15 protein-coding genes are annotated in these 11,537 nt (G+C 73.4%); 6 read left to right on the top strand and 9 right to left on the bottom strand.

What is annotated here, in order from left to right; all coding sequences use genetic code 11:
• Nucleotides 1-145 precede the first annotated feature (145 nt).
• Nucleotides 146-925: a helix-turn-helix transcriptional regulator gene (locus ACFW9D_RS35265; protein ID WP_188340753.1), complete on the bottom strand. Its 780-nt coding sequence runs from the start codon at nucleotides 923-925 to the stop codon at nucleotides 146-148.
• Nucleotides 926-979: 54 nt separating this feature from the next.
• Here ACFW9D_RS35265 and ACFW9D_RS35270 point away from each other — a divergent pair, with 54 nt between their 5' ends.
• On the top strand, nucleotides 980-2,311 hold the full coding sequence (locus ACFW9D_RS35270; RefSeq protein ID WP_384629024.1) for an MFS transporter: 1,332 nt from the start codon (nucleotides 980-982) through the stop codon (nucleotides 2,309-2,311).
• 72 nt (nucleotides 2,312-2,383) lie between these two features.
• Here the strand turns inward: ACFW9D_RS35270 and ACFW9D_RS35275 are convergent, their stop codons facing one another.
• The 4 genes from ACFW9D_RS35275 to ACFW9D_RS35290 form a co-directional block, all read right to left on the bottom strand.
• A complete protein-coding gene (locus tag ACFW9D_RS35275) occupies nucleotides 2,384-3,178 on the bottom strand; it encodes an SDR family NAD(P)-dependent oxidoreductase (RefSeq protein ID WP_384629027.1) in 795 nt (264 codons plus the stop codon).
• Nucleotides 3,179-3,254: 76 nt separating this feature from the next.
• Nucleotides 3,255-3,524, bottom strand: a complete 270-nt coding sequence (locus ACFW9D_RS35280; protein WP_384629030.1) for a hypothetical protein — start codon at nucleotides 3,522-3,524, stop codon at nucleotides 3,255-3,257.
• A 36-nt stretch (nucleotides 3,525-3,560) separates the two neighbouring features.
• Nucleotides 3,561-4,109, bottom strand: a complete 549-nt coding sequence (locus ACFW9D_RS35285; RefSeq protein WP_384629033.1) for a YciI family protein — start codon at nucleotides 4,107-4,109, stop codon at nucleotides 3,561-3,563.
• Nucleotides 4,110-4,171: 62 nt separating this feature from the next.
• A complete protein-coding gene (locus ACFW9D_RS35290; protein WP_384629036.1) occupies nucleotides 4,172-5,017 on the bottom strand; it encodes a dienelactone hydrolase family protein in 846 nt (281 codons plus the stop codon).
• Between the two features lie 121 nt (nucleotides 5,018-5,138).
• Here ACFW9D_RS35290 and ACFW9D_RS35295 point away from each other — a divergent pair, with 121 nt between their 5' ends.
• Entirely contained in the window at nucleotides 5,139-6,170 is a 1,032-nt protein-coding gene (locus ACFW9D_RS35295) for a GlxA family transcriptional regulator (protein WP_384629039.1), read from the top strand.
• Nucleotides 6,171-6,192: 22 nt separating this feature from the next.
• Here ACFW9D_RS35295 and ACFW9D_RS35300 read toward each other — a convergent pair whose 3' ends face one another.
• On the bottom strand, nucleotides 6,193-6,903 hold the full coding sequence (locus tag ACFW9D_RS35300) for a hypothetical protein (RefSeq protein ID WP_384629042.1): 711 nt from the start codon (nucleotides 6,901-6,903) through the stop codon (nucleotides 6,193-6,195).
• A 152-nt stretch (nucleotides 6,904-7,055) separates the two neighbouring features.
• Between ACFW9D_RS35300 and ACFW9D_RS35305 the strand changes: the two genes are divergently transcribed.
• Entirely contained in the window at nucleotides 7,056-7,604 is a 549-nt protein-coding gene (locus ACFW9D_RS35305; RefSeq protein ID WP_384629045.1) for a CGNR zinc finger domain-containing protein, read from the top strand.
• Between the two features lie 32 nt (nucleotides 7,605-7,636).
• Here ACFW9D_RS35305 and ACFW9D_RS35310 read toward each other — a convergent pair whose 3' ends face one another.
• Nucleotides 7,637-8,437, bottom strand: a complete 801-nt coding sequence (locus tag ACFW9D_RS35310) for a GNAT family N-acetyltransferase (protein ID WP_384629048.1) — start codon at nucleotides 8,435-8,437, stop codon at nucleotides 7,637-7,639.
• A gap of 234 nt (nucleotides 8,438-8,671) precedes the next feature.
• On the opposite strand from ACFW9D_RS35310, the gene ACFW9D_RS35315 reads away from it, so the two are divergent.
• Nucleotides 8,672-8,866: a hypothetical protein gene (locus tag ACFW9D_RS35315; RefSeq protein ID WP_384629051.1), complete on the top strand. Its 195-nt coding sequence runs from the start codon at nucleotides 8,672-8,674 to the stop codon at nucleotides 8,864-8,866.
• A 22-nt stretch (nucleotides 8,867-8,888) separates the two neighbouring features.
• Here the strand turns inward: ACFW9D_RS35315 and ACFW9D_RS35320 are convergent, their stop codons facing one another.
• Both ACFW9D_RS35320 and ACFW9D_RS35325 read right to left on the bottom strand, forming a co-directional pair.
• The gene (locus tag ACFW9D_RS35320) at nucleotides 8,889-9,428 is read right to left on the bottom strand and encodes a GNAT family N-acetyltransferase (protein ID WP_384629054.1); all 540 of its coding nucleotides are present in this window, start codon (nucleotides 9,426-9,428) and stop codon (nucleotides 8,889-8,891) included.
• A 43-nt stretch (nucleotides 9,429-9,471) separates the two neighbouring features.
• Nucleotides 9,472-10,059 (bottom strand): histidine phosphatase family protein, encoded by a 588-nt coding sequence (locus ACFW9D_RS35325; protein ID WP_384629058.1) that lies wholly within the window; start codon nucleotides 10,057-10,059, stop codon nucleotides 9,472-9,474.
• A gap of 260 nt (nucleotides 10,060-10,319) precedes the next feature.
• On the opposite strand from ACFW9D_RS35325, the gene ACFW9D_RS35330 reads away from it, so the two are divergent.
• Nucleotides 10,320-10,826 carry a hypothetical protein gene (locus ACFW9D_RS35330; RefSeq protein ID WP_384629060.1) on the top strand — a complete coding sequence of 169 codons (507 nt, stop codon included), beginning with the start codon at nucleotides 10,320-10,322 and terminating at the stop codon, nucleotides 10,824-10,826.
• Nucleotides 10,827-10,896: 70 nt separating this feature from the next.
• A complete protein-coding gene (locus ACFW9D_RS35335) occupies nucleotides 10,897-11,352 on the top strand; it encodes a hypothetical protein (RefSeq protein ID WP_384629063.1) in 456 nt (151 codons plus the stop codon).
• Nucleotides 11,353-11,537: the final 185 nt, after the last annotated feature.

Here is an 11,537-nt window from a genome sequence, read left to right on the forward strand (position 1 = left end):
CGCGGCCGCCCCCCCCGGGGGCCGGGGGGGCGCGGCGGGTCGCGGGCGCGGGCGCCCCCCCCCCCCGCGCGCCCCCCCGCCCCCGGGCGGGGGCCCCCCCGCTTCGTGCGTTCGGGCTCGCGTGCACCCGCGTGCGCGTCCGCGCTCAGGAGCCCTGGCGCGACCCGGGCGTGTGCCCGAACGTCCGGCGGAACACGGCGATGAACGTGCTCGCCGACGACCATCCGCACCGGTGCGCGACCGCCGTGACGGACAGGCCGTCCGCGAGCAGCACCAGCGCGTGGTGCAGCCGGATCTGGGTGCGCCACTGAGGGAAGGTCAGCCCGAGATCGGCACGGAGCAGCCGCGAGAGCGTCCGCGCGCTCGCCCCGACCTGCCGTCCCAGCTCCTCCAGGGACCGCGCGTCACCGGGGTCCGCGCGCAGGACGGCGTACACCGCGCACAGCAGGGGAGCGGCCGGTGCGGGCAGATGCAGCGGCCGTTCGGGCGCGACCCTCAACTCGTCGAGCAGGACGGCCCGCAGGCGCGCCCGCCGCGCGCTGTCGTCCTCGGGATCACGCGTGTACGCCACGATCAGCTCCCGCAGCAGCGGGCTGACGTCGAGCACCGTCGGCTCCGTCAGCGCGAGCGGGTTCTGTGCGGCGGGCAGCCCCACGAGGTGCAGTTCGAGTTCGCCGTGCGCCTGGTGCCGGTGCACCGTCCCGGCCGGGATCCAGATGGCGCGGGTCGCGGGTGTCACCCATGAACCGGCGTCCGTCGTCACCGCGATGGTGCCGTGCCCCGCGTAGACGATCTGGTGGTCGTCGTGGCGATGGGCGTCGATCTCCCCGCCGGACGCCAGCCACCGTGTGCTGGTGGGCGCGACGCTCGTGTGCCGGACGGCGGCCGGCGCCCGCGCGGCGCCTTCGTGGCGGATGTTCTGCATCGCCTGTCACTTTATCGAAAGCGCGACACCGCGCCTTCTTCGCAGGATGAGGACGTGCGAAGGAACACCTCGATCCTGCTGCTCTCCGTGGGCCACGCCTGCGTCGACATCTACCAGGGCGCCGTGGCGTCCCTCATCCCGTTCTTCGTGGCCGAACGCGCCTACACGTACGCCGTCGCCTCCGGTCTCGTCCTCGCCGCGTCGCTCCTGTCGTCCGTGGCCCAGCCCGTGTTCGGCATGCTCACCGACCGGTGGGCGATGCCCTGGCTGCTGCCGGCCGGCACGCTCCTCGGCGGCGCCGGGATCGCGCTCAGCGGCGTGACCGGCTCGTACGCGCTCACGCTCGTCTTCGTCGCGGTCTCCGGGATCGGCGTCGCCGCCTACCACCCCGAATCCGCCCGACTGGCCCGGCTGGCGAGCCGGGGCAGCCACCGCGCCATGAGCTGGTTCTCCCTGGGCGGCAACATCGGCTTCGCCCTGGCCCCCGTCATGGTGTCCGTCGTCATCGGTCACGGCTCACTGCGCTGGACCCCGTTCCTGGCCCTGCCCGCGCTCGCCGGCGCGGCCCTCGCCGCCCCCGTTCTGCGCCTGACGGCCCGGCGTCAGGCCGGCGCGCCCCCGTCCGCTCCGGCACCGGACCGCCCGGACGACGTGCGGTCCTTCCTGAAACTCTCGCTGGCCGTCGTCTTCCGCTCGGTCGTCTTCATCGGCCTGAGCACCTTCGTCGCCCTGTACACCCGGCAGCGCATGCACGGCAGTTCGGGCGCGGGCACCGCCGCGCTGTTCCTCCTGTTCGCGGGCGGCGCCGTCGGCTCGCTCCTGGGCGGCTCCCTGGCCCACCGCTACGACCGTGTCCGCGTCTGCCGCTGGTCCTACCTGCTCACCGTGGCCGCCGTGGCCGGACTGCTCTACGTGCCGGGCCCCGCCCTGTACGTCTTCGTGGCCCTGACCTCGGCCGGGCTCTACGTCCCCTTCTCGCTCCAGGTCACCCTGGGCCAGGACTACCTGCCCTCCCGCGTCGGCACGGCCGGCGGCGTCACGCTCGGACTCACCGTCAGCATCGGCGGCCTGATCAGTCCGCTGCTCGGCCGCCTCGCCGACACCCTCACCTTGCAGACCGCCCTGACCCCGCTCATCGCCATGCCCGCCCTGAGCTGGCTCTTCTTCCGCACCCTGCCCGAGCCCGCGCCCCCGGGAGCGCCCGCTCCTGACGGTCCGTCGCCCCGCGGCCGCGCGCACAGCCCCAGTGCGAGGAAAACGGAAGATCTCCCTCCTGTTGTGGCGTCCGAGCGGGGTGTGGTGCAGTGGACGGACGGCGGGGGAGTGCGGGGCACGGAGGGGATTCCGCACTCCGCCCCCACCGGCACGCGCGCGGGACACGAGTGACCGTGCGTCAGCGCGGCGGGGAGCGGGAGGCGCGCACACCGAGTCCGGCCGTGAGCGGGGCGGGCCCGGACGTCAGGGCAGGATCGAGTCCACGTAGCCGCCGTCCACCCGCAGCGCGCCGCCCGTCGTCGCCGAGGCCTGGTCCGAGGCGAGATAGACCACCATGTTCGCGATCTCCTCGGGCTCGATCAGGCGCTGGATCAGCGACTGCGGACGGTACTCGCGCATGAAGACCCGCTGCGCCTCGTCCCACGCCAGGTCCCGGTCCACGAGCCCGTACACGAAGTCCTCGACCCCGCCCGTGTGCGTCGGACCGGCGATGACCGAGTTGACGGTCACTCCGGTGCCCGCGGCCTGCTTGGCGAAGCCCCGGGTCACCGCGAGCAGCGCCGTCTTGGACATGCCGTAGTGGATCATCTCGGCGGGGATCACCACGGCGGAGTCGCTCGCGATGTTCTGGATCCGGCCCCAGCCGCGCCCGCTCATCCCCGGCAGGTACTGGCGGACGAGCCGTACGGCGGCCAGCACGTTCACCTCGAAGTAGCGGCGCCACTCGTCGTCCGTGATCTCCAGCGGGTCCGCCGAGTCGAAGATGCCCAGGTTGTTGACCAGGATGTCCACGCGCGGCAGCGCCTCGGCGGCCCGCCGGGCGCCCTCCTCCGTGGTGACGTCGGCGGTGACCGGCACGAACTCCGCTCCCGGCGCGTCCCCGCGGAGCCGCCCGATCGCCTCCTCGACCCGGTCCCGGGACCGCCCGTTGATCCCTACGGTGGCACCGGCCCGGGCCAGCCCGGTGGCGATCGCGGCACCGATGCCCTGGGTCGAACCGGTGACCAGCGCGGTACGTCCCGACAGGTCGATCTGCATGGGGCCGGCTCCTTGCGGTGTGGGGCACGTCCTCACCCAGCCTGCCCGGACCGGCCCGGGGCGCAACTCCGCCCGCTCAGCCGGTCGCGTCGAGCACCGCGCGGAAGCGGGCCCGGCCCGCCGGCATGTGCGTGTACTCCTTCGGCGCCTCGGACAGCGGGAACACCTCGATCCGCGGCCTGACCCGGGCCGCCGCGCTGGACGCCAGGTCGTCCTCGTTCTCGACCGGCGCCCCCGTCAGGTGTCCCCGCACGGCGCGGGTGCCGAACAGCACTCGCCCGGCGTCCACCCGCACCGGGTCCGGTGCGGCGCCGAGCGGCAAGAGCCGCCCGTGCGGCGTGGGCACAGCGCCCGCCGATGCCCTGCACCGCGACGAGCTGAGTCAGCGGCGACCGCCGCACTCCCACGGATACACCTCGACCTGCGCCCAGGGACCCGCGCCCAGCACACCCCGCGCCGCCTCCGCGTCCGGGGCCCGCACCAGTGCGGCCGTCCCCAGCCATGTCTCCCCGTCGTCGGACAGGAGCGGGCCGAACGCCAGCAGTTCCTCCCGTTCGGCCGGCACCGCGTACCGGGCGCCCGCCTCCGGGCCGAGGCCGAGGACCAGATACCGGTCCTCGCCGGTGAGCCCGCCCGCGAAGTCCCACATCGTGCGCCCCAGCTCGTTGCGCCACCGGCGCACCATCACGTCCCGGTACGCCCCGGCCTGATAGCCGGGCTCCTCGCAGGCGAAGGCCCAGGCCGCGGCCGGGTCCGGCAGCTCGGCGATGTGCACGCTGCCCCTGAGCGACTCGCCGTCCGCCTCGAAGACCGGGCCGCGCGCGATCAGTTCGGCCGCGAACCCGTCCATGTACGACCAGTGGTCCTCCAGCAGCGCCTGACGCAGCGCGAGCGAGCCGACCCGGTCCCGGTGATAAACGAAGAACTCCATGTCCGCAGACCCTTCCGTACGGGGCCACGGTCCTCAACCGGCTTTAGCCCGGCGGGGACCCGCTACGCCCCGCCGGCCGCCGACGGCACCCCGAGCCGCTCGCCGAGGAAGGCGATGATCTCGTCCCGGGCCCGCCGCGTGGGATGCCCCTCCTTGTCGACGAGGTGCGCGGTGACCACGCTGTGCGCGCAGCCGACGACGTCCCGGAAGAACGGCGGAGGGGCGGGATTCGCGTCCGCGTCGTCGAGCACCCGCCCGTCGAACGCGTCACCGAGGAGCGCGCGGTACGCGGCGAACCGCTGACCGGTGCACCAGGAGTCGTTCTCGAAGCGGTAGGCGAGCACCTTCAGGCGGTCCCGCCCGACCCGTTCGGCCACCGCCGTGGCGTCCTCGGCGCTCAGCTCCAGGCCGCCCGGGTCGTCGAGCGGCAGCGAGGGATGGTTGACGACCGGCGCGACCACCACGGGTTCCAGCGCCATGGTCAGAGCGAAGTTCCCGGTGAAACACAGGCCTATCGCGCCGACCCCGGGCCCGCCCCGCTCGGCGTGCGCCTGCCGCGCCAGTCCCCGCAGCCAGCCGGTCACCGGGCTGGTCCCGCCCCCGGCGAACGCCCGGAACTCGGCACTGACGCACGCCCGCCGCACGACCGTCTCCCCGGCCTCCGCCAGCGGATACGCGCCGTCGACCCCGAACAGTGACGGTAGATACACCGAGAAGCCGGCCTCCCTCAGCCATCGGGCGAAGCGCGCCACGTCGGGACTGATGCCCGGCATCTCCGGCATCAGCACGACGGCCGGGCCCGCCCCGGTCACGTACACGGTCTTCTCCACGCCGTCCACGCCGACGAGCCGCTGCTCGAAGTCGTCCAGGGGGTCGCGCAGTTCTCGTCTGTCGGTGGTGTCAGTCATGCGGCTGATCGTGCGCGGCCGCGGCGGCTTCCGGGAAGCGGCGACATCGCCATCCGACCGGCTAATATCGCCACCCGTTCCACTCCGCCCGGCACCCTGTCCGAACGATCCGGAGACGCCCGTGAACCCCAGCCCGCTCCGCGTCGGTGTGCTCGCCTATCCGGGCTGTTTCGCGTCCGAGGTGTACGGCGTCCCCGACCTGCTGACCATGGCGGGGCATGTCGCGGCGAGGGCCCGCGAGACGGCGCCGGCCGCCTACGAGATGACGGTGCTCTCGCCCAGGCGCCGCGTCCGCGCCTCAGGCGGCTGGTCCCTCGACGTCGCGGCAATGCGTCCGGTGGACGTCCTCGTCGTCCCCGGCTTCGAACTGTCGCCCGCCCTCGACCTCGACGCGACGCTCGCCGGACTGGCCCCGGAGCTGGACGCCCTGCGCGCACACGCCGCCGAGGGCACGGCGCTCGTGTCCGTGTGCGTCGGCGCCTTTCTCCTCGCCGAGGCCGGACTGCTCGCCGGCCGGGAGGCCACCACCTCGTGGCTGTTCGCGGACCGCTTCGCGCGCCGCCACCCCGACACCCACCTGTCTCCCGACCGCCTCGTCGTGACCGACCGGGGCATCACGACGACGGCCGCCTTCAGCGCCATGTACGACTTCGCACTGCAGTTCATCCGCGAACACGACGGCCCCGCCGTCGCGCGCAGCACCGCCCGCATCGCACTGGTCGACGACGCCCGCTCCACCCAGGCCCCGTACGTCGACACCTCCCTCGTCCCCACCACCGGCCGCACGTTCTCCCTGGACGTCAAACGCTGGCTCGACCAGCATCTCGACGCCCGCTACGACCTGCCCGCGCTCGCCCGCACCTTCCACGTCAGCACGCGGACCCTGCTCCGCCGCTTCGGCGACGAGACGGGGCAGACACCGCTCGCCCATCTGCAGGCGGCCCGTGTGCGCCGGGCCGGACACCTGCTGGAGACGACCGCCAGGACGGTGGCCAGGATCGCAGCCGACGTCGGCTACCGCGACGTCGGCGCCTTCAGCGGCCTGTTCGTCCGGCACACGGGGCAGCGGCCGGGGGAGTACCGCGCCAAGTTCCGCCGCGGGTCCGGAGCCGGGGCCGGAGCCGACCGCCCTGTGCCGCCCGCCCGTTCCTGAACCGGCCGGTGTGCCCGGCCCGTCAGGCGGCGCCCTGCTCGACCAGCGTGTACATCACCGAACGCTGCTGCTTGTGGCGTTGGATACGGCCCTTGGCCACGAGCGCCTCCAACGTGTTCCGCACGACCTGCGGCGTCGGGGTCCGATCGGGGTGCTTCTCCAGCAACTCCTCCCGGAGCTCCTTCGCGAGCCGCGGCTCCTCGTACCGCCCGAGCAACTCCGCGAGGAGGTCACCGAGCAGGGGCCGGGCCGGCTGCTTCGCCCCGGAATCCGCCGTGCCGCCGGACTTCGTTCCCGAAGCACCGGAGGGCTTGGCGGGCTCGGCCGCCTTGGCGGACTTCGCACTCTTGGAGGCCTTGGCTGCCTTGGCCGTCTTGGTGGCCTTACGGGGAGCGGGCTTCGCGGCGGACTTCCTGGCCGGCCTGGCGGCAGGTTTCGCGGCCGACTTCGCGGCGGTGCGCGCCGGAGCGGGGGCCTCGACGGGAGGGGTGTCCACGACTTCCTGCTGTGCCCGAGGTTTCTGCTGTGCCTCCTGCGCCGGCCGGGACGACGCCGTCGCCGGGTCCTCGAACCGCTCGGTGAGGCTCAGGATGTCGGTGAGGAGGGCCTCCTCCTGCTTCAACATCTTGATCTTCTCGGTGAGTTCCTGCTGCTGGCGCCGGTTCTCCGCCAGATCCGACGCGGCTTGCTCGACGTACCGGGACCGGAGCGTCTCGGCTGGTGTACTGGCCATTTCCGGCTCACTCTCCGTTGTGCTGACGGATGGCACGCATCGTACAACCGGGATGTATGTCGCAACCCCCGAACGGACACTTGCGTACGGCCCGACGCGCGGGGCCGCCCGAGGCATTGCACACGTGTCACGTCACCCGCCAAGATGGTGATGTGAACCATGCCTTTCCCTGCGGGTCGCTCCCGCTCGACTTCGTCGGCACGCTCCGGGCGCGACGCGACGCCGCGCCCCTGGAGAAGCTGGCCACGCCCGGGCTGCTGGACGACTGGTTCGTCGAGTCCGCGATGTTCGACGTGCCGCCGGGCGCGGACGCGCTCGACCTGGACACGGCGATCGACCTCCGGGAGGCGATCCACTCCCTCGTCGTGGCCCGGCTGGCCGGCGAGCCGATGCCCCCCGCGGACATCGCCGAGGTGAACCGCCACGCCGCCGGACTCCCCGTGCGCGTGCACCTGGGCCCGGACGGTGTGCGCCGCACGGGCACCGTCTCGCAGGGGCTGTCCGCGCTCGCCCGCGAGGCCGTCGAGCTCCTCGGAGGTGACGACGCCGCCCTGCTGCGCGAGTGCGCCCGCCCCGAATGCACCCAGGTCTACCTCGACCGCTCGCGCGGCCGCCGCCGCGAATGGTGCGCGATGCGCACCTGCGGCAACCGCGTCAAGGCGGCCGCCTACCGCGCCCGCAGGAGCGGCAGCCCGGTCTGACCCGGGCCCTGCCGCCCCGGGCGGTCACGGGCTCAGCTCTTGAGCGCGTAGAAGCGCATCGGCGAGTTCGGCTCGAAGCCGATGCGGGGGTACATCGGGGCCCCCGCCACGGTCGCGTGCAGCGTCGCCCGCGTCAGGCCCGTGCGCCGCGCGCCCTCGTGCAGTGCCTTGCGGGTGACGGCCTCGCCGTAACCGCGGCGCTCCCAGGCCGGTTCCGTGGCGACGAGGACGACGAACAGCCGGCCCGCCGCCTCGACGGACGCGGCACACGTCACCGGCTCACCGTCCCGGAGCCCCAGATACGCGTACACGTCCTCGTGCCACAGCCGGGACCCCGCGAGCCCGTCCCGGCCGTCCTCCAACGGGAAGCCGTACGCCCGCGAGTTGATGTCCGCGAACGCCCGCAACTGCTCCTCGGACGACACCCGTACGAAGGTCAGGTCCGGGTGGACCGGATCGGGCACCGGAAGGAAGCTGCCGGCCATGCCCGTGCCCGGGAAGGCGTGCTCCAGGCCCGTCTGCGCGGCCGCCGAGTCGAGTTCGGCCCGGGCGTCGTCCTGGAGGAGGTCGTCGAAGACCCACAGGAAGCCCGGGTGCCGCTTCGACCGCATGATGCCGGCCGCCTCCGCGAGCCGCCGCCGCATCAGGCCGGTGCCGAGGCCCGCCTCGGTCAACGTCAGACAGTTCCAGAACGCGAACCGGCAGTCGGCCCAGCGCACGGCGATCCCCGGCAGATCGCGCACGTCCGCCTCCGGGTCCCGGTCGAGGACCAGGGCGCGCCAGCCCACCGTCAACTGCTCCACCGATTCGATCGCGTCCGCGAGCTCGTGCATCAGAACCCCTCAGGTCGTAGGGCGGGAAGGTCGTCGCCCGCCCCGATGAACGACGCCGACAGTGACAAGGTGCCCCGTTCGATTCCGCTCGATGGGCGGGAGAGGAGATTCCCGTCCCGCACACCTGGGCTGTTGGCACGATCGAGCGTCACCGTCTTGACCGGTTACGCGGGTACGAGCAGACTGACATGTGTCCGGCTACAGCAGGGCGCATCCACGAGGTGGAGGACGGTCATGAGTCACGAAGGCATCGCGGACCCCGCCGCGGCGGCCCGCAGCGCACGGTTCGGCAGGCTGCCCGAGCGGGTCCGTTTCGAGGACATGAGCGAAGGCGCGGACACGGAGGCGGCGGCGAGGGCGAACGCCATGTACGACCCCGAGGGCCAGTGGAAGTTCTACTCCTGCCTCGCGATCGACCTGGGACTCTGATCCCCGGGTGCCGGTGCCGGATCTAGTCCCGCGTCAGCGCCCAGCGTTCGTGGTCGCGCCACTCACCGTTGATCCGCTGGAAAGCGGGCGAGAACCCCTCGCGGCGGAACCCCAGCCGCCGCACCAGATTGAGGGAAGCCTCGTTGTCCGGCTGGATGTTGGCCTCCAGGCGGTGCAGATCCAGGTGCTCGAACGCGTACCGGACGACGAGCCGCAGCCCCTCCGTCATATAGCCGCGGCCCGTGGTCGACGCGTACGCGGTGTAGCCGAGCGTCCCGCACTGCAGGCCGCCCCGGACGATGTTGTTGATGTTGACGGTGCCGACGATCGCGCCGGTGTCGCTCCGGCAGATCGCGTACCCCTCACGGGAGGGCTGCGCGATCTGCTCGATGTACGCGGCGAACTCGGCCTCCGTGCGCTCGCCCACGCCCAGCCAGCGGCGCATCGTCGCGGCGCTCTCCCGGGCCAGCGCCGCCAACTCGGCGTGGTCCGCGAGGCGAAGAGTGCGTATGGCCACCCGAGGGCCGTGGACGAGGTAGGGGGCGGCGTGGAGATCAGACATCCGGCGATTTTAGGGGGCCCGGGCGGGACCGGGCCCCGTACCGTTACGGCACGTTCCACCCGGCGATGCACGGCTGGCCGTCCTCCGAGGACAGGAAGCTGAGGGTGCCCGGGTGCGGGTGGCCGAGGAGTCGGCTCGCGGACGGGTCGAGGCCGAGCCAGCGCACGGTGAGCACGCGCGCGAGATGGCCGTGCGCGACGACCGCGACATCGCCCTCGCTGAGCAGCGGGCGGATTCGGTCGAGCACCGCGTCCGTCCGCGCGGCGACCTCGTCGAGCCGCTCGCCGGGATGTCCGGCGTCACCGGGGACCACTCCGTCCCGCCACAGGTCCCAGTCCGGTCGCGACGCCCTGATCTGCTCGGCGGTCAGGCCCTCGTAGCCGCCGTAGTCCCACTCCAGCAGGTCCGGGTCGGGCTTCGCGTCCGTCAGGCAGGCCAGTTCGGCCGTGCGCAGAGCGCGGCTCAACGGGCTGCTGAACACGGCCGTGAGACGCCGGCCCGCCAGCCTCGGCGCCAGCGACCTGGCCGCCGCCTCGCCCGCCTCCGTCAGGGGTACGTCGGTCCGGCCGGCGTGCTGACCCGACAGGCTCCACTCGGTCTGGCCGTGCCGGATCACTATGAGTTCACCCATGGCCGCGCACGCTAGCCGACCTCGCCGCGCCCGTTCCACGGCATTAGTTTTTGCCGTCCTTTTTCCCTCTCGGGCACAACCTATTTCCGGTTGATAAACGGCGGTAAGCGATATCACGGCGCATCGAGAAAAATCCGAAACAAGAGGGGTGTTACTGGAACTGGCCCCCTCTATTGGACATCTTTGCCTGTGACCGAAGGCCCGGGAGGAACGCATCGTCCCGGGCGGCACATGTACGTCGTACGGGGAAGGCACTTCCGATGCACAAGAACCTCCGCACCCGTCTGCTCGTCGCGGGCTCCCTCACCGCGGCCCTCGGACTGGCCGCCGTCACACCCGCGCTCGCCGGACCGGCCCCCGCGCCCACCACCCGGCACGCGTCGACGGCCGCGCCGACACCCGTGCAGGGCGACCCGAGGAACGTGACCGACCGCGTGGCCGACTTCTACGGCGCCTACATCGACGCCGTGTGGAGCACCGGCGACGCCGCCGCGGGCGCCCAGGCCAAGGCGCTGCGGAAGTTCTACCTCTCGACCGCCGAGCAGAAGAAGGTGGCCGCCTACGAGGCCCGCGAGCACGCCGACGGCATCCTCTTCGCGCAGAACGTGCCGGTGAAGTGGTCGGTGGCGTACACGGGCTCGGGCGCCGGGCACGCCACCGCGCTCGTCACCCTCACCTGGAGCGACGGCGGACACCCCGAGATCACCAAGATCAAGGTGCAGACGGATCTGCGGACCCGGAAGATCACCGACCTGAAGCCCGCCTAGCGACATGGCGTGACGGACGTCCGGCGACCCCGCGGCGGGCCCCGGCGGGGCCCGCACTATCTTGGGCCGGATGTACCCACAGCAGCCGCAAGGCGCCCCCGCCCAGGCACCCCACCCCGCAGCACCCCCGGCCCCGCGCGGCCGTACGACCGCTGTGGTCGTCGCGCTGCTGGCGGGGCTCGTGCTCGGCGGCGGGGGAGTCGCCGCGGCGTGGGCGCTCACGGGGGACAGCGGCACCACCGCCAAGGGCACCGCCCCGGCCGACGACGCCCGCGCCGCCTGCCGGGCTCTCGACGGCTTCGACGAGAAGAAGTACGGCACGAAGGGCGCGGAGGGCGACATCGCCCTGAACCGCTACAGCGCGGCGGGCACCCTCTCCGCGGCCGCCGCCGCGGGCGACGCCGAGTACCGCCCGCTCGCCGAGGCCATGCGTCGCGCGCAGAACCGCCAGGCCCGCGTCTTCGAGTTCGACGCGACGGTCCAGAAGGACCTGGAGAAGGCGCGCGCCATCTGCGCGGACCTGTAGCCGCGAGCCCCGGGGCGCCGCGCCCCCCCGGCGAGGCGGCCCCGGGGGGGGGGCCCCGGCCCGCGCCCAGCGTGGGGGCCCCCGCCGGCGCGCGCGGCGACGCCGGGGCGCGCCCGCCCCCCGGGCCGCCCCCCCCGGGAGCCGCGCCCCCGCGGGGCGCGCGGGGGGCGGGGGCCCCCCCCGCG

The organism is Streptomyces sp. NPDC059524, from assembly GCF_042749255.1.
Lineage (GTDB): Bacteria > Actinomycetota > Actinomycetes > Streptomycetales > Streptomycetaceae > Streptomyces > Streptomyces xanthii.

What these genes read in the sequence shown, in the direction of transcription:
- ACFW9D_RS35275 (WP_384629027.1), bottom strand. Translation starts at nt 3,178, where the DNA reads ATGCAGATCGACCTGTCGGGACGTACCGCGCTGGTCACCGGTTCGACC.
- ACFW9D_RS35300 (WP_384629042.1), bottom strand. Translation starts at nt 6,903, where the DNA reads ATGGCCAGTACACCAGCCGAGACGCTCCGGTCCCGGTACGTCGAGCAA.
- ACFW9D_RS35320 (WP_384629054.1), bottom strand. Translation starts at nt 9,428, where the DNA reads ATGTCTGATCTCCACGCCGCCCCCTACCTCGTCCACGGCCCTCGGGTG.
- ACFW9D_RS35335 (WP_384629063.1), top strand. Translation starts at nt 10,897, where the DNA reads ATGTACCCACAGCAGCCGCAAGGCGCCCCCGCCCAGGCACCCCACCCC.
- ACFW9D_RS35325 (WP_384629058.1), bottom strand. Translation starts at nt 10,059, where the DNA reads ATGGGTGAACTCATAGTGATCCGGCACGGCCAGACCGAGTGGAGCCTG.
- ACFW9D_RS35290 (WP_384629036.1), bottom strand. Translation starts at nt 5,017, where the DNA reads ATGACTGACACCACCGACAGACGAGAACTGCGCGACCCCCTGGACGAC.
- ACFW9D_RS35310 (WP_384629048.1), bottom strand. Translation starts at nt 8,437, where the DNA reads ATGCACGAGCTCGCGGACGCGATCGAATCGGTGGAGCAGTTGACGGTG.
- ACFW9D_RS35265 (WP_188340753.1), bottom strand. Translation starts at nt 925, where the DNA reads ATGCAGAACATCCGCCACGAAGGCGCCGCGCGGGCGCCGGCCGCCGTC.
- ACFW9D_RS35330 (WP_384629060.1), top strand. Translation starts at nt 10,320, where the DNA reads ATGCACAAGAACCTCCGCACCCGTCTGCTCGTCGCGGGCTCCCTCACC.
- ACFW9D_RS35285 (WP_384629033.1), bottom strand. Translation starts at nt 4,109, where the DNA reads ATGGAGTTCTTCGTTTATCACCGGGACCGGGTCGGCTCGCTCGCGCTG.
- ACFW9D_RS35315 (WP_384629051.1), top strand. Translation starts at nt 8,672, where the DNA reads ATGAGTCACGAAGGCATCGCGGACCCCGCCGCGGCGGCCCGCAGCGCA.